Source organism: Frankia alni ACN14a (genome assembly GCF_000058485.1).
Classification (GTDB): Bacteria; Actinomycetota; Actinomycetes; order Frankiales; family Frankiaceae; genus Frankia; species Frankia alni.
This window is the reverse complement of record NC_008278.1, coordinates 344055-360071: the sequence shown is the minus strand read 5'-3', so window position 1 is coordinate 360071 and position 16017 is coordinate 344055. Positions and strand designations below refer to the sequence as shown.

Here is a 16017-nt window from a genome sequence, read left to right as displayed (position 1 = left end):
GGCCCGCTGACCCGCTCAGCCCGTGGAGGGCAGCTCGAAGCGGTCGTCGTCGCGCAGGATGGCGCGCTGGATCTGCCGCAGGGGGCGGCCCGGCTCGACGCCGAGCTCCTCGGCGAGCAGCCCCCGCGCGCGCTGGTACACCCGCAACGCGTCGGCCTGCCGCTCCGACCGGTAGAGCGCGATCATGAGCTGGCGGTAGAAGGCCTCCCGCATCGGGTGTTCCAGGGTCAGCTCGAACAACTGGCCGACGAGTTCGCGGTGGCGACCGGCACTGAGGCCGGATTCCATCATCATCTCCAGGCATTCCAGCCGGGACTCCTCCAGCCGGGTGGCGAAGGCGTCCACGATCGGCCCGTCGCGCAGGTCGCTGAGCGCGGGACTGCGCCACAGCGCGAGCGCGGCCGTGAACTGCTCGACCGCCTGCGGGTGCCGGCCCGAGCGGGCGTGGCGCCGGCCGGCCGCCACCCGCTGCTCGAACTGGTGCAGGTCGACGGCCTCCGGCTCGACGGCCAGCAGGTACCCCGGTGAGCGGGTGATGATCGGGCACTGCGGGCGCCGCGGGCAGGTGAGCAGCTTGCGCAGCTGGGAGACGTAGACGTGCAGCGCGGCGGTCGCCCGCCGCGGCGGATCCTCCGGCCAGATCTCGGCGACCAACAGGTCGGCGGCGACCACCTGCCGGGCCCGGGCGAGCAGGACCGCCAGCAGCACCGTCAGCTTCGGGGCGCTCACGTGCACCTGCCGGTCGCCGTCCAGCACGCGCAGAGGTCCCAGAATCTCGTATCGCACGGCCTGCCCCACGGAGGAGTTGGAGGTCGGTGACGCACGCCGAACCCGACGGGCTGGGCGACCTGCGCCTCGGCCGCATCCGACGGCCGAACGCCGCCGCGCCTCGCCCGGACTTCCAGGGCGGGCGGCGGGCACGTCACCCACCGTTTCACGCCTGCCGCGGCCTGCATATTGGAGGAATCGCGTAGTACTACGACTTCCGGCTCGCCCGAGACACACTCAGGTAACGGCTCGAAAAGGGCCAGGTCACCGGTACCGGACACGGTAGGCGACCCAGGCAGGAGCCCCGGCGGCCAGCGGCAGCCAGAACGACACCAGCCGGTAGGCCAGCGTCGACACCGCGGCGGCCGCCGCCGGAACCCCGGCGAGCGCGAGGGTTCCGGTCAGGCCCGCCTCGACGAAGCCGAGACCACCGGGCGTGATGGGAATCATAGCGAGGACATTGGCGGCGACGTAAGCGAGCAGCACCAGGGAAACCCGCGGATGTTGGCCGGCCCCGGCCAGCGCCGCGAGCAGCGCGAGGTAGTCCAGCCCCCACTTGCCGGCCGCGGTCAGCACGGCCCCGGGCCAGCGGCGCCCCAGCGAGCGGATCACGTCCGTGCGCCGGGCGACGAGCACGTCGGGAAGGTCCGCGGGCACCGACCGCCGGGCCAGCCGGGCCAGCCAGGTGACCGCCCGAGCGAGCAGTCGGACTGTCGTGTCCGACCGCGCGAGGACCACGCCGACGATCACGAGCAGCGCGAACGCCAGCCCGCCGGTGGTGGCGATCGCGGTAAGCCCGGACGGGGCCGGCTGACCGAAGGTGATCACCGGCAGGACGACCAGGGGCAGGCCGAACACGATGCCCGTGGTCACCATGGAGGTCGCGGTCAGCGCGAACCCGGCGGCGGCGGGATCGCAGCCGCCCCGGTTCAGCATGCGGAACTGCACGGCGCCGCCGACCGCGATCCCACCCGGCACGATCCGGCTGATGCTGTTCGAGACGAGCTGCGAGGTGACCGAGAGGAACCAGCTCAACCCGCTGATCGCAATCCGCTGGAGCTGCCAGACGCAGGCGAAGCTGGCCGCCTCCAACAGCACCATCGCCGGGTACCACAGCGGCTGGAACGCCCGCAGCCGGGGAAACGCGGAGAACACCGCGAGCAGCTGCGGCATGAGCAGGTACAGCGCCACACCGGTCGCGGCGAGCGGGACGACCCGGCCGGCCACCCGGGCCCAGCCGAAGCCGCCCGGCACGACGTCGCCGGCGGACAGCTCGCTGCCGGCAGGCGGGTGCGGGTCGTCCGGATCCGGCGGGATCGGTTCGTCCGCCTCGGGCCTGCCCGCCGACACGGCGGCCACCTCCCCTCGAACGCCACGCCGGTCCGTCCCCCGTTACCCGCCCAGCGCAGCCCAGCCGGTGACCATCACGCCACCGACGGCGTGACCATCTCGGAATGCCCCGTCACCTTACGCAGCCCGCCGCCGCCGCCCGGCGTGGTGTTCCGCGCTACGACGGAACACCGTCCGATCTCACCCTGCGCACAGATCTAGGCTGTCCCCATGGATGCTGCCGCGACGGGGGGTGGCCGTGGCGGGCCGCGGCGCGGCGCGCTGCACGAGGCCGAGATCGTGGGCGAGGCCCTGAAGATCATCCGTGCGGACGGGGTGGAGGGCCTCACCATGCGCCGCCTCTCCGACCGCCTCGGCGTGGCGGTCGGCGCGACGTACAAGCACGTGCCGACGAAGGACCACCTCCTGCGCCTGGTCACGCTCGAGCTCTACGCCCGGGTCGGCCCGTGCGAGCCGACCGGCGCGGACTGGTGCGCCGGCATCCGGTCGTTCCTGCTGCGCTTTCGGCAGGTCGTCGGCGCCTACCCGGGCATGGTGGGCCACATCTCCGCGCACGGCACCGACCCGATGCCGCACCGGCTCTACACGTCCCTGAACGGGACGCTGCGGGCCGTCGGCTTCTCCCCGGCCGGCGCGGACCGGGTGGTGCGGGTCCTGTTCTTCTACACCTCCGGGGCCATGCTGGCGCCGCTGGCTCCGGACGAGCACGCGGACGCGGACGCGGAGTTCGCCGCCGGGCTCGACCTGGTGCTCGACGGCGTCCACCGCTCCCTCGAACGCGACCGCGCCGCCACCGCCTGATCCGCCACCGCCTGATCCGGAACCGCCTGATCCGGAACCAGCCGCGCCGCCGGCGTCAGCTCACGGCCGGGTGTTCGTCGCGGGGGAACGCCTGTTGGAAGGCCTGGGCGACGCGCAGGACCAGGTCCTCGCGGCCGTGCCAGGCCGCGATCTGCAACCCGACCGGCAGGCCGTCGACGAAGCCGCACGGCACCGTCACGGCGGGGAACCCCAGCCAGTTGAAGATCATCGTGTGGCTGCAGTACACCGGGGCGAAGCTGCCACCCGGGAAGGTCGGCCCATCCACGGTCCAGGCACGCTCCCACTGCTCGACGGGTGCGGCGATCCGCTGCGCGGTGACCGACAGGATGACGTCGTAGCGCCGGAACAGCCTCTGGAACCGTTCCCAGTTGCGCGCGCGAGACTCCGCCTGCTCGCGGTAGAGCAGCGGGTCCAGCGCCGGCAGCGGAGCCGCGTTGGTGCCGACCATGACCTCGTAGACCGACGGCTCCACCGTCCAGCGCACGGTGCCCCGCTCGGCGCGGTCCTCCCAGACCTCGTCGGTCGGGTCGACCGTGGCGCCGAGGGCGGCGAGGCTGTGCGCGGCCGCCCGGGCGACGTCGATGATCCGCGCGCTGTCGTCGGTGGCGTAGGTCCCGGCGAAGCCGAAGTCCTCGGTCCACGCCATCGACATTCCCGCGACGCCCCGGTCGAGGGCGTCGACCGGGTCGGGGGTGTCGACCTGCAGGCACACGTAGTCCCGCCCGTCGCCGCCGCTCATCGCGCGGGTGACCAGCGCCGCGTCGCGGACGTACCGGGCCAGCGGCCCGTAGCTGGCGGTAAGCAGCATCGTCGGCTTGTCGTAGTTGACGTGCGGGATGAGCCCGCGGGAGGTGTGCAGGCCCACCACCCCGGAGTAGGCGGCCGGCAGCCGGGTCGAGCCCCCGCCGTCCGACCCGATGGTCACCGGCAGCAGCCGGGCCGCCGCCGCGGCGGCGCCGCCGGAGCTGGACCACCCGGGGACCCGGGTGGTGTCCCACGGGCTGAGCGCCTCGGCGTCCCAGTTGAACGGGCTGAACACGCCGGGCCGGTCCCGGGCGAGCGTCAGGTCGGCGCCGGCGCCCATCATCGTGTTCGTGCCGACGATGATCGCCCCGGCCCGGCGCAGGCGCTCGACGCAGATGTCGTCGAAGCTCGACACCACGTCCGTGCCCGGCTGGACGTAGCGCAGCCCCTCGACGCGGATGTGCGACTTCACCGACGTCGGGATCCCGTGCAGCGGCCCGAGGACCTCGCCGGCGGCCACCGCCCGGTCGGCGCGCCGGGCCTGCTCGCGGGCGCCGGCACGGTCGACCTGTTCGAAGGCGCGCAGGGTGGGGTTGAACTCCTCGATGCGGCCCAGGAAGTGCTCGGTGACCTCCGCGCAGGACACCTCGCGCTTGCCGATCAGTTCCCGGATGCGCCACGCCGGAAGCCAGGTGAGTTCCTCGCTCATGCCGTTTGCCTCCTCAGAGCCACGTCGGGTGTCAGATCGCTGGGTGCGCCGTCGGTGGGCGCGCCGTCGGTGGGCGCGCCGTCGGCACGGAACCGGGCGGTGCCGAGGTAGGCGTCGACGACGGCCGGCAGGCCGCTGATCTCGGCCGGCGTGCCCGCGCCGATCAGCGACCCGAAGTCGAGCGCGTAGACGCGGTCACAGGTGCGCAGCACCATGTCGACGTTGTGCTCGACGAGGAAGACGGCCATCCCGCGCTCGTCGGCGAGCCGGCGCAGCACCGCTCCGAGCTCGCGGGTCTGGGCGTCACCGAGCCCGGCCGCCGGCTCGTCGAGCAGCAGGACGCTGTGGCCGCCCGCCACGGCGCGGGCCACCGCGAGCATCCGCCGGTGGGCGTAGCCGAGGTCCTGGACCGGTGTGTCGAGGAACGGCGCGAGCCCGAAGTCGGCGACCGCGGCCCAGGCGGCCGGGGTGAGCCGGCCGCGGTCCGGGACGACCAGGTTGGTGACGTAGGCGAGGCTGTCCCGGCGGTCGCAGGCGCTCTGCAGGTTCTCCAGGACGGTGAGGTCCTCGAACAGCTCCAGGGACTGGAACGACCGGCCGAGCCCCGCCCGCGCCCGCCGTTCGCGGCTCCAGCCGTCGATGCGCGTCTCGCCGAGCCGCACCTCGCCGCCGGCCAGGGTGGTGAAACCCGTGATCGCGTCGATCGTCGTGCTCTTGCCGGCGCCGTTCGGCCCGATCAGGCCCACGATCTCGCCGGGACGCACCCGCAGGCTCAGCTCGCGCAGCGCGGCGACGCCGCCGAAGCGCACCGACACCCCGCGCAGCTCCAGCGCGAGCGGCGGGACGCGATGCTGCTCCCGTCCCGCCGCCCCCCCGACCTCGGACGTGGCGGGCTCGGGTGCGGGGGTGGTCGCCCGCCGCCTGCGTGCCGCGAACCCGGCCAGCCGCCGGGGAACGCGCTCGGACAGCAGCGCGCGCAGCCGGTCGTCGGCGCGGTGGCGCAGGAACACCAGGCCGTCGGGCGCGGAGGTCAGCATGAACAGCAGCCCGACCCCGCTGGCCAGCGCCAGGTAGAGCGCCACCTTCGCGCCGAGGAAGCTGAAGATCTGCTGGCCGAGGGTCTCCGGGGCGAACGAGCTGCCCACCAGCGGCCCCGTGGTGGCCCCGACGCCGCCGAGGACGGCGTTCTGCAGGGCCGTCACCGACTGCAGGCCCGCGAAGGCGCCGAAACTCGGCACCGGATCGTGGAACGCCAGCAGGATGCCGCCGAGCGAGGCGATCATCCCGCCCAGGACGAAGGCGTAGAGCTTCGCGCCGACCACCGAGATGCCGAGCGCCGCGGCGGCGCGCTCGTTGGTCCGCACCGCGATCAGCCGCCGCCCGGCGCGGGACCGGCGCAGGTTGACGATCGCCAGGGCGACGACGACGAGGACGGCGAGCACGAGGCTCGCGTACCGCTTCGGGAAGCTCAGCGCGTCGACCGCCAGCCCGGCCACGCGGATGGCGCCGACCTGGTAGCCCTCCGTCCCGCCGGTGTAGCGGGGGTTGCCGAACACGACGGCCTCCAGCGAGATCGCCAGTCCCAGGGTGAGAATCGCGAGGTGGACCCCGCGGGTGCGCAGCCCGCCGAGGCCCACCACGATCCCGACCGGCACGACGGCGAGCACGCCGGCGACGGCGGCGAGCCAGAACGGCCAGCCGTGGTCGGCCACCAGCCAGGCCGTCATCAGCGCCCCGACCCCGGCGAAGCCGATCTGGACGAGGGAGACCTGACCGGCGTACCCGGTGACCACCACGAAGGACAGCAGGATGACGCCGACGATCATCTGCAGGCCGAGCGCGTTGACCCACGCGGCGGGCAGCAGCCACCAGATGCACGCCACCGCCGCGAGCACCGCGACTGCCGTCGCGAGCCGGTGCGGACGGCCGGCGCCCAGCCGGGGCATCCGGCCGAAGCTGTCACCCTTCCCGGCGGTCGTCCGCCCGCGGGCGAGCAGCACCACCGCGACCAGGACGAACGGGATGGCGGTGGCCAGACCGGGGGCGGTGACGTACCGCGTCACCTCGGACTGCCCGATCCCGATCACCAGGCCCGCGGCGAGAGTGATCGGGAACGACGCGAACCGTCCCACCACCGCCGCGGCCAGCACCGGGATGACGAGGTAGGTGAGGTTTGCGGGCCCGAGTCCGGTGATCGGCGCGAGCAGGATCGCCGCGAGCGCGCCGAGGGCAGCGCCGATCGCCCAGTTCGCCGCCCCGATGAGATCCGGCGAGACGCCCAGGGCCGCGGCCGACCGGGAGTTCTCCGCCACCGCGCTCGTCGCCACGCCGAACCGGGTGAACCGGTAGACGGCCCACAGCGCGGCGGTGAGCACCACGACGATGGCGAGGATGTAGAGGCGGTCCCGGCCGATCTGCGCCCCGAACACACTGACCGGCCTGATCGGCAGCATCGACGGGATCACCTTCGGCAGGTCCCCGTAACGCAGCACCGCCACCGACTGCAGCACCACCAGCAGGGCGAGGGTCGCGACGATCCGGGCGAGGCCGGACGCCCCCCGCATCCGGCGCAGGATCAGCAGGTGGAACGCCGCGCCGAGCACGGCGGCGGCGAGCAGCCCGAGCACCACCGAGACGGCGTCGGGCAGGTCGGCCCCGCGGCCCTCGAAGTAGACGTAGGCGCCGACCATGCCCATCGCGCCCTGGGCGAAGTTGACCACGCCGGACCCGCGGTGCACCAGGACGAGTCCGACGGCGGCCAGTGCGTACAGCGCGCCGGCGCCCACACCGAGCGCGGCGAATCTGAATACCTCGGTCATCTGCTTCTCCCGCGGATCACTTGGTTCGCAGGATCGGGGCGATGTCGTAGAAGTCGCCCTTGCGAACCGCCTTGCCGCCGGAGATCTCGTAGTTGATCCCGTAGTGGTTGAACACCCGGCGGAACGACGGGTTGTCCAGCGGCTGCGAGGTCCAGGGCGGGACGACGCCCGCGAGATCCACGTCGTGCAGGCCGTTGAGTGCGGCGGTGAGGGAGGCGGGCGTGACCTCGCCGGTGGTGCTGCGCAGCGCCGACCCGACGAGCCGCGCGGCGATCCAGGCGACGACGGCCTGCTCGGTGAGCTTGGTCCTGGAGTCGACGGCCCGGGCGTCCGCCTGCACCTTGGCGATCCCGGCGGCGGCGGTGTCGTGGGTGTTGAGCTGGCTGTCGACGACGATGAGGCCGTCGGCGAGGCTGCCCAGCGAGCTGAGGAGGTCCTCGTTGAAGATGGCCGAGATGCCGCCGATCGTGAGCGTGCGGCCGCTCTGGCGCAGGGCGGTGAGCGCCTGCGCCGCCCCGCTCGGGACCAGGCTGACGGCGACGCACGTGGCGCCGGCGCCGGTCAGCTTGGCGACCGCGGGCGCCAGGTCCGCGGCGTTGGCCGCCACCGGGGCCCGCGCGACCTCCTTGCCGCCCCGGGACTCGAAGCCCCGCTTGATGTAGTCGATGAGGAAGTCCGAGCCGTCGAGGTAGACGATGCCGAGCTTGGTGCAGCCCGTCTTGGCCAGGCCCACCCCGAGGGAGACGTAGAGCGCGAACGACGAGCTGACCGGGAAGGAGTTGGGGCTCGTGTCGTCGCTGACCCCGACCACCGGGATCCCGGCCTTGGTCAGCGCCGTCTGGTCCTGGGCGGTGACGAAGCCCTGGATCACCCCGGCGACCTTCTCGTTGATCGCCTGCCGGGCGCAGATCTGATAGCCGCCGGAGGTTCCCTTCGCGTCGCAGGTCTCGATCCGCACGTTGGGAAAACCGCGGAGCACCCCGCGCGCGACCGGCACGACCTCCGGCACCTTGAAGGGAATGGTGCTGGTCAGGTCGCCGATCACCATGAGCTTGGCGCTGACGTTCGACGTGATGGCCGGCGGCGCGCTCGCCGCGCCACCTCCGCCCTTATCCGAAGAAGATCCTCCGCATGCTGCCAGTACTAACGCGAGACATAATCCGACGATAATCGCGGATGTGCGTAGATTCCTGCTCCCGACCATGTGCTCCCCACGGGTCCCGAACCTTACCAGAAGAGGTGTGAGCTGTTTCATACCGGGGCTACCGATTGCTTTTTACCAGCTCGTATCCCGGTCCGCAAGTATTGGCGGATCGCCCCCCAGGCATTCCTGAAAGAAGGCAGCAGAGGGCGTCACAGGGTCGGCGTTTCGATCCGCTCCTGCTATTCGGCGGATCGATTTCTCGGCGGCCTTTCGGCGCCGTCGGTGAAGGCCGGCGGGGGCAGGGGTCGGTCAGCTGTCGGGGGCGAGGGCGACGAGGTCGTCGTCCCAGGCGTGGTCCACGGCGGCCAGGTCGACGTCCTCGGCCGGGCGGGCGTACCCGGAGCGCTTGTGGAAGTGGGCGAGCAGGCGCGGGTCGACGTCGTGCTCGCCGAGCACCTCCTCGGGCCGCGGGCCGACGCGGGCGGCCGCGCGGGCCAGCGCCGCCCGGTCGAGGCCGAAGACGTCGACGGCGTTCTCGCCGAGGATCGCCCGGGCCTCCCCCTCGGGCACGCCGGCGAAGGCGGCGCGGATCCAGTCGTGGGTGTTCGGCCAGGTCCCCTCCGGGTGCGGGAAGTCGACGCCGAACAGCAGCCGCCCCACGCCGATCTCATGGCGCATCTCGATCTCGGCGCGGTGGGGCGAGGAGGGGATCACCACGCAGTTGCGGCGGAAGTACTCGCTCGGCGTCCGCTTCAGGGCACCACCCGCGCGGGCGGCGCGCTCGTCGAGGCGCGCGAGCGTCGGCGGCAGCCAGTCGGCCCGCACCTCGGTCAGGGCCAGGCGCAGGTCCGGGTAGCGGTCGAACACCCCGCCCAGCATGAGCTGCCACATGGCCCGGCGCGGCCCCAGGTCGAGCTGCAGGGGCGAGTCGGCGCGCGCGTCGAGTTGCTCGCGCAGCCGCTGCTGCAGGTTCAGGTCGATCTCGCCGGCACCGCCCATCGCCTCGTGCACCTGCCGCAGGAACGCCTGGAACTGGCCCTGCACCCCGCCCCAGCCGGCGTGCACGGTCACGACCAGCCCGAGGCGGGCGCAGGCCGCCCAGAACGGGTCGTAGTACGCGTCGTGCAGCGGCGGCAGCGCGGGGTCGGCGACCATGCCGGGCAGCAGGACGCCGACGAAGCCGTGCTCGGCGACCCACGCCAGCTCGGCGACGGTCGCCGCCAGGTCCAGGCACGGCCCCGCCTCCGCGATGCCGTAGAACCGGCCGGGCGCGGTGGCCATCGCGTCCGCCAGCCAGCGGTGGTATGCGCGGGTGCCGGCCGCGCGCAGCCGCGGCGGATAGGGGTTGTTCACGACGCCGAAGAACGGCAGCGTGCACATCTGGTGGCCGGACAGCAGCAGCTCGCCGGCGACGCCCTCGGCGTCGAGCTCCCGCACCCGCCGGGCCAGGTCGAACGCGCCGAGCTCGCCGCCGGTGCGGATGGCGCGGCGGCCGTCGATCACCTCGAGCGTCTCGTCGGACGAGCCGGCGGCGGTGATCACCACGTTCAGCCACTCGTCGTTCTCCGCCGTCAGGCGGTCGAGGTCGCCGAGGAACTCCGGCTCGATGTAGTCGCGGTAGGCCTGCGGGGGAGCTCCGGTGTGACCGTCGGCGGAGACGAGGACCAATCGCTGTCCCATGTGACTCACCTCATAGTTCGAGTCCGCTCACCCTGCCTGTAGCCCGCCGCCCTGTCAACAGCGTTCACCTCACCAAAGTGCCAGGCCCACCGCCGGACGGGGGCTCAGTCGGTCGCCAGCTCGGCGCTCGACAGGTAGGTCCGCTCGATCTCGCCGATGCGACCGCGCAGCTCACGGGCCTCGCCCTCCAGCACCACCCGCCCATGGCTGAGCACGTACGCGCGGTCGGCGACCTCGAGGGCGTCCCGGACGTGCTGTTCGACCAGGAGCACCGCGCCGCCCCGGTCCGCCGCCGCGCGCACGGCCAGCAGAAGGCGCTCGAGAACCAGCGGCGCGAGCCCGAGCGAGAGCTCGTCGGCGAGCAGCACCCGAGGGTCGGCCGCGAGCGCGCGTGCCAGGGTGAGCATCTGCTGCTCGCCGCCGGAGAGCAGGCCCGCCCGGCGCGGCAGCAGCGGCGCCAGCTCCGGGAACAGCTCCAGGCACCGCTCGCGCTCACCCCCGCCCAGGCGCAGGTTGTCGGCCGCCGACAGGTCCATGAACACCGACCGTTCCTCGGTGATGTAGCGCAACCCGCCGCGGGCGCGCCGGTGCAGCGGCGCGGTCGTGCGGCGCCCGTCGAACAGCACCTCGCCGCGCAGCGGGCGCAGCTCCCCCGCCAACGCCCGGACCGTGGTCGTCTTGCCCGCGCCGTTGACCCCGAGCAGCGCCACGACCTCCCCGGGCCGCAGCACCAGATTCAGGTCGTGCACCACCGGAGTGGACCCGTAGCCGACCGACAGGTCGCGGGTTTCCAGCCGCGGCGGCGAGGGGCGTTCGGACGATAAGCCGACGTTGCCGACGGGCTGGGGCGCCGGGATACCCGAAGTGGTCGTCATGCGAGGACGGTACCGCCCGCAACGCCGATGTCCATGGCCCTTCCGGAGGTCGCGGCGCGCTTTCCCGGGGGACTCGTCGGTGCCCGTCCGATCCGCCCACCCCGAGCAGGTGAACATCGTTGACTCGACGGTCGTCGCGGACGTAGGCTGCGCCCGCGCCGGTCGCCTGGCGGCGACTGCGACCGGCATTCCCAGTACCCCACCGCACGCGTGGAGGATGACCGCTGTCATGGACGTGGACGGAAAGATCGAGGTAGCCTCCTACATTCCCGCAGACTCATTCTTCGGCTCGCCCTACATCGACTCGGACGTCTGGCGCGAGAGCCCCTTACCCCACCGTCACGTACACGGTGGTTTTCAGGACACCGACACCCGCTTCACGTTCTACTTCCCCACCGAGGACTCCTACGACGGCCGCCTGTTCCACCCGCTGGAGGGCGCGCACGCCGGCCACGAGGACGCCTTCGGCGGCCCGATGGGCGACGTGATCGGCGGGTTGGTGCTCATCTCCCGGCTCGGCGGCTACATGGTCGAGTCGAACTCCGGCCACATCGGCGACGACATCGATCCCCGCGGCGGCGACGACCCGACGCTCTACGGCCACCGCGCCAGCGTCGAGACCGCCCGGTTCTCGAAGCACGTCGCCGCCCAGGTGTACGGCGCCCCGCCCCACCACGCCTACGTCTGGGGCGGCAGCGGCGGCGGGCGGCGCTCCCCGCTGTGCCTGGAGTACGGCACCGGCGTCTACGACGGCGCGCTGCCGTTCATGGGCGGCGGCGAGATCGCCGAGCACGGTGTCAGCACGCTCATGAAGGGCGCCCAGGTGATGGCCTTCGCGTCCATGTTCAACGTGCAGCGCCTGCTGCGCCGCCAGGCCGCCGGTGTCATCGACGCGACGCGGCCGGGCGGCAGCGGCGACCCCTACGCCGGGCTGACCACGCACCAGCGCGAGGAGCTCGCCAACCTCTACCAGCTCGGCTACCCCCGCGGCGACGAGTTCATGATCTTTTCGCCGATGGGCCAGATCTGGCTGTGGTCGTCCATCGCCGACCGGCTCGCCACCGAGGACGCCGAGTACTTCGAGGCCTTCTGGACGAAGCCCGGCTACGTCGGCCACGACGCGCCGGACGCCGTCGCCGAGGACCTCCTCGACGTCACCACGACCGTGAGCCGGGTCGTCACCGGCGGCGAGCTGCTGAGCGACCCCGCCTACGCCGGCCCGGAGTTCGCCGGCCTGCGGGTCATGGCGTCGCTGATGAGCGCGGGGCCCGATCTGCCCATGGCGATCGAGGTCGAGGGACTCGGCGACGGCTACCGCCTCGGCGCGGGCCTGAAGCTGCTCAGCGGGAAGGCCAAGGGGCGTCAGCTCTACTGCATGGGCCACGCCGGCGAGCTGCTCAGCGCCGACGGCGTCGCCGAGGCCAACCTGCTGCGCTTCCGCGACGTCGAGGTCGGCGACGAGATCCACGTCGACAACCGCCGGTTCCTGGCGTTCTGCTACTACTACCGCCACCACCTGATGGCCGAGCCGGCGTTCGACTTCCTGCGCCCCGACGGGCGCCCGATCTACCCGCAGAACCGGGTCCCCACGATGTCGCCGCTGATGGGCGTGGCCTACTCGGGCCAGTACGAGGGGAAGCTGCTGTGGGTCCACCACACCCACGACGCCTCGCTGTGGCCGCCGCAGGGCCTCGTCTACGAGGCGGCGGTGCGCGCCGTGCGGGGGCCCGAGGCCGCCGCCGAGCGGTTCCGCCTGCGCTGGACCGAGAACGCCGAGCACATTCCGCCGGCGTACCTGCCCTCGGCGCCGGACCGGGCCACCTCGACGTGGCTCATCGACTACCTGCCCGTCATCGAGCAGAGCCTGCTCGACCTGGTCGCCTGGGTGGAGCAGGGGGTCGAGCCGGCCGGTTCGCGCTACGAGTTCCGCGACGGGCGGGTCGTGCTGCCGGCGTCCGCGGCCGAGCGCGGCGGCATCCAGCCGGTGGTGGTGGCGACGGTGGACGGCGGCGAGCGGGCCGACGTGGCGGCGGGCACTGCGGTCACCCTGCGGGTGGACGCCGAGGTGCCGCCGGGGGCCGGCACGATCGTCGCGGTCGAGTGGGACCTCGACGGCTCGGGTGCGTTCGCCGACCCGGCCGACGTCGTCGGCACCCCGACCGCCGTGAGCCTGACCAGGACGGTCTCCTACCCCACGCCGGGCACCCGGTTCGCGACCGCCCGGGTGTGGTCGCACCGCGACGGCGACCGCGACGCCGTGCACCGCCGCATCCCGAACGTCGCCTCCGTGCGGATCGTCGTGACCTGACCCGCATCACCCCAGCCCGTCGCGGGGCCGGCTGCGCATCGTCGCGCAGCCGGCCCCGCGACGCGTTTGCGCCCCTCCGGCGGCACCCTTGGCACCACCCCGGCGGCACCGCTGGCACCATCCCCGGCGGACTGATCACGCCGCCGGTCTTGCCTTCCGTTCTCCATGTGCTAACGTGATCCATCACCTGCTAACGTTTCTTTGCACGTGCCAGAGATACGCGTGCGACAGTGATCGGCAGTGACAGTGATCGGCAGTGACAGTGATCGGCAGTGACAGTGATCGGCAGTGACAGTGATCGGCAGTGACAGTGATCGGCAGTGAGAGTGATCTGCACGTGACGGAGATGGGTCCGCAAGTGACGAGATCCGATCCCTCCGGGGACGAGCTGGTGCAGATCATGGCCACGCTCGCCAACCCGCACCGGCTGCGGGTCCTCGCGGCGCTGGCCGACGAGCGCAACTACGTGAGCCGGCTGGCCCGGGACCTGGACATCAGCCGGGCCCTGCTGCAGGTCCATCTGCGCAAGCTCGAGGCCGCCGGCCTCGTGACCGCCCGCCTTGAACTCTCGGAGGACGGCAAGGCGATGAAGTTCTACGAGATCACCGCGTTCGTGATCCAGCTGACCCCGCGGACCATCGCGCAGGCGGCCCGCACCCTCAGCCCACAGGAGAAGGGAGCAACGGCATGAGTCCGTACGACTGGCAGGAGATCATCGGCGTCATCGGGGTCTTCACCCTGGTCACCTCCGTGGTCCTCGTGTCGATCTGGCAGTTCGCCGCGACCTGGCGGGCGAAGGCCTCGCTCGCCCGGGAGAAGGAGTACCGGACGATCGCGGACCGGGCCGTCCTGTTCCAGGAGGGCACCGAACGCCAGCTCGCCGAGCTGGGAGGTCGCCTCGCCGAGATGCAGAGCCGGCTGCGGTCCGTCGAGGGCATCCTCAAGGAGGTCGAGTAGGGCGGTCAGCGGCCGCCGAAGTCCGCCCGGACGGCGGCGGTGATCTCGGAGTAGCGGCCCAGGCTCACCGCGTCGGCACCGCCGTCGACCGGCAGGATCACCCCGTTGACGAACCGGGACAGGTCGCTGGCCAGGAACACCACGGCCGCGGCGATGTCCTCGGGCTGCCCGACCCGGCCGGCCGGCTGCTCGTCGCGCAGCGCCTCGGCGAGGTGCTCCATGAAGGCCGGCCGGCGGTCCCGGGCGATGCCCATGCCCAGCACCGGCGTCATGGTGATGCCGGGGCAGATCGCGTTGGAGCGGATGCCGTGCCGGCCGAGCTCGGCCGCGGCATGGCGCACCACGCCGATGACGGCGTGCTTGCCGATCGTGTAGCTCGGCTGGCCCAGGCCTCCGCGCAGCCCCGAACCGCTGCTCGTGGTGATGATCGAGCCGCCGCGGCCCTGCTCGATGAACACCCGGGCGGCGTGGCGGTGCCCGGAGACGGCCGAGCCGACGATGAGGCGCAGCGACCGGTCGAGCCCGTCCGGCCCGAGATCGACGAGCCCGGCCTGGTCGCCGGCACCGCTGGCGTTGTTGAACATGATGTCCAGCCCGCCGAAGTGCCGCACCGCGGTATCCACCAGATTGGCGACCTGGTCGTCGTCGGAGACGTCCGTGTGGACGTAGAGCGCGGCGTCGCCGAGCCGCTCAGCGGCGGCCCGGCCGCGCTCGTCCTGGATGTCGCCGATGACCACGTGCGCGCCCTCGGCGACGAACGCCTCGGCGCTGGCCAGCCCGATGCCGCTGCTGCCGCCGGTGACGATCGCCGTCTTGCCCACCAGGTTGTCCGGCATCGCCGTCTCCTTCCGATCCGCCCGATCCGCCGTTGGCTGGAAGCTGGAGAAACGCGGCGGGTTCAGCGCAGCAGGATCTGGCCGCCGTCGAGCATGAGCGTCGCCCCGGTCAGGTACTGCATGTCGTCGCTGACCAGGGAGACGATCGCCCGGCCGATGTCGGCGTAGGGGTCGCCGAGCCGGCGCAGCGGAGTCTGGCGGCGCTGCAGCTCCCAGCGCTCGGGGCTCTGCTTCATGTACTCCTCGGCCGCCGGCGACCACGCGGCCGGACAGACCTGGTTCACCCGGATCCCGTAGCGGCCCCACTCGATGGCGGTGACCTTCGTCAGGCCGCCGATGGCCTCCTTCGCCATCGCGTACCCGAGCAGGCCGGGCGCGCCGCGCACCCCGATCCCGGACCCGAAGTTGACGACCGCTCCGTGGCCGGAGTCCCGCAACGCCTCGAAGCAGGCCTGCATCATGTGGACGCTGCCCAGCGGGCCGGTCTCGAAGGACTCGAGAAGCTCCGCGTCGGTGGCGTCGACCGTGGGGATGCGCACGGTGTTGTTCCCGCCCTGGGCGTTGTTGACGAGGATGTCGACCCCGCCGAACGCGGCCAGCGTCGCCGCGACCGCGGCCTGCGCGTCGGCCCGCTCGGCCACGTCGCAGCGCAGCGCCAGCACCCGGGCGCCCTTGCCCGCCAGCTCCTCGGCGGCGTCGACCACCTTCGACTCGGTGCGGCCGAGCAGGGCCACCGCGGCGCCCTCGTCGGCCAGCGCCGCGGCGATCGCCCGGCCCAGGCCCTGACCCGCACCGGTGACGACGGCGACCCGCCCGGCGAGCCGCCCGGCCTGACCCAGCCCAGAGGCCACCGTGGACGGCCCGGATGCTGCGGCCGGCTCGGCCGTCACCGTCGGGCCGCCGTCGCCGCGCAGCGGGCTAACGGTGCGGAATCGACGTTCCCGGACAGCTCGCTCGCGCCCATCAGACAGCTCCGTCCTCTGTTGCCCCCGGGCCCGGCCAGCC

Annotated in this window: 13 protein-coding genes; 4 read left to right on the top strand and 9 right to left on the bottom strand. The window is 72.8% G+C overall.

Annotated elements, in window-relative coordinates:
* Positions 1-15: 15 nt before the first annotated feature.
* Positions 16-786 carry an AfsR/SARP family transcriptional regulator gene (locus FRAAL_RS01480; RefSeq protein ID WP_011601590.1) on the bottom strand — a complete coding sequence of 257 codons (771 nt, stop codon included), beginning with the start codon at positions 784-786 and terminating at the stop codon, positions 16-18.
* Between the two features lie 246 nt (positions 787-1032).
* A complete protein-coding gene (locus FRAAL_RS01475) occupies positions 1033-2118 on the bottom strand; it encodes a lysylphosphatidylglycerol synthase transmembrane domain-containing protein (RefSeq protein WP_157734482.1) in 1086 nt (361 codons plus the stop codon).
* A gap of 210 nt (positions 2119-2328) precedes the next feature.
* Here FRAAL_RS01475 and FRAAL_RS01470 point away from each other — a divergent pair, with 210 nt between their 5' ends.
* Positions 2329-2919, top strand: a complete 591-nt coding sequence (locus FRAAL_RS01470; protein WP_050996970.1) for a TetR family transcriptional regulator — start codon at positions 2329-2331, stop codon at positions 2917-2919.
* 55 nt (positions 2920-2974) lie between these two features.
* Here FRAAL_RS01470 and FRAAL_RS01465 read toward each other — a convergent pair whose 3' ends face one another.
* The 5 genes from FRAAL_RS01465 to FRAAL_RS01445 form a co-directional block, all read right to left on the bottom strand.
* The gene (locus FRAAL_RS01465; protein ID WP_011601587.1) at positions 2975-4393 is read right to left on the bottom strand and encodes an amidase; all 1419 of its coding nucleotides are present in this window, start codon (positions 4391-4393) and stop codon (positions 2975-2977) included.
* Entirely contained in the window at positions 4390-7212 is a 2823-nt protein-coding gene (locus FRAAL_RS01460) for an ABC transporter permease subunit (protein WP_011601586.1), read from the bottom strand. The genes FRAAL_RS01465 and FRAAL_RS01460 overlap by 4 nt, the downstream gene beginning before the upstream one ends.
* A 16-nt stretch (positions 7213-7228) precedes the next feature.
* Positions 7229-8260 (bottom strand): ABC transporter substrate-binding protein, encoded by a 1032-nt coding sequence (locus FRAAL_RS01455; RefSeq protein WP_041938664.1) that lies wholly within the window; start codon positions 8258-8260, stop codon positions 7229-7231.
* Positions 8261-8665: 405 nt separating this feature from the next.
* Complete coding sequence (locus FRAAL_RS01450; RefSeq protein ID WP_041938663.1) at positions 8666-10036, bottom strand: amidohydrolase family protein; 1371 nt, start codon at positions 10034-10036, stop codon at positions 8666-8668.
* A 104-nt stretch (positions 10037-10140) separates the two neighbouring features.
* Positions 10141-10911 carry an ABC transporter ATP-binding protein gene (locus FRAAL_RS01445; protein ID WP_011601582.1) on the bottom strand — a complete coding sequence of 257 codons (771 nt, stop codon included), beginning with the start codon at positions 10909-10911 and terminating at the stop codon, positions 10141-10143.
* 229 nt (positions 10912-11140) lie between these two features.
* Here FRAAL_RS01445 and FRAAL_RS01440 point away from each other — a divergent pair, with 229 nt between their 5' ends.
* The 3 genes from FRAAL_RS01440 to FRAAL_RS01425 all read left to right on the top strand — a co-directional run bounded on the left by FRAAL_RS01440 (position 11141) and on the right by FRAAL_RS01425 (position 14176).
* Positions 11141-13219, top strand: coding sequence for a tannase/feruloyl esterase family alpha/beta hydrolase (locus FRAAL_RS01440; protein ID WP_041938662.1), 2079 nt, complete (start codon positions 11141-11143; stop codon positions 13217-13219).
* A 358-nt stretch (positions 13220-13577) separates the two neighbouring features.
* Positions 13578-13910: an ArsR/SmtB family transcription factor gene (locus tag FRAAL_RS01430; protein WP_157734481.1), complete on the top strand. Its 333-nt coding sequence runs from the start codon at positions 13578-13580 to the stop codon at positions 13908-13910.
* Positions 13907-14176 carry a hypothetical protein gene (locus FRAAL_RS01425; protein ID WP_011601579.1) on the top strand — a complete coding sequence of 90 codons (270 nt, stop codon included), beginning with the start codon at positions 13907-13909 and terminating at the stop codon, positions 14174-14176. The genes FRAAL_RS01430 and FRAAL_RS01425 overlap by 4 nt, the downstream gene beginning before the upstream one ends.
* A gap of 5 nt (positions 14177-14181) precedes the next feature.
* Here the strand turns inward: FRAAL_RS01425 and FRAAL_RS01420 are convergent, their stop codons facing one another.
* Positions 14182-15012: an SDR family NAD(P)-dependent oxidoreductase gene (locus FRAAL_RS01420; protein ID WP_011601578.1), complete on the bottom strand. Its 831-nt coding sequence runs from the start codon at positions 15010-15012 to the stop codon at positions 14182-14184.
* A 62-nt stretch (positions 15013-15074) separates the two neighbouring features.
* Positions 15075-15863, bottom strand: coding sequence for an SDR family NAD(P)-dependent oxidoreductase (locus FRAAL_RS01415; protein WP_011601577.1), 789 nt, complete (start codon positions 15861-15863; stop codon positions 15075-15077).
* Between the last annotated feature and the right edge of the window lie 154 nt (positions 15864-16017).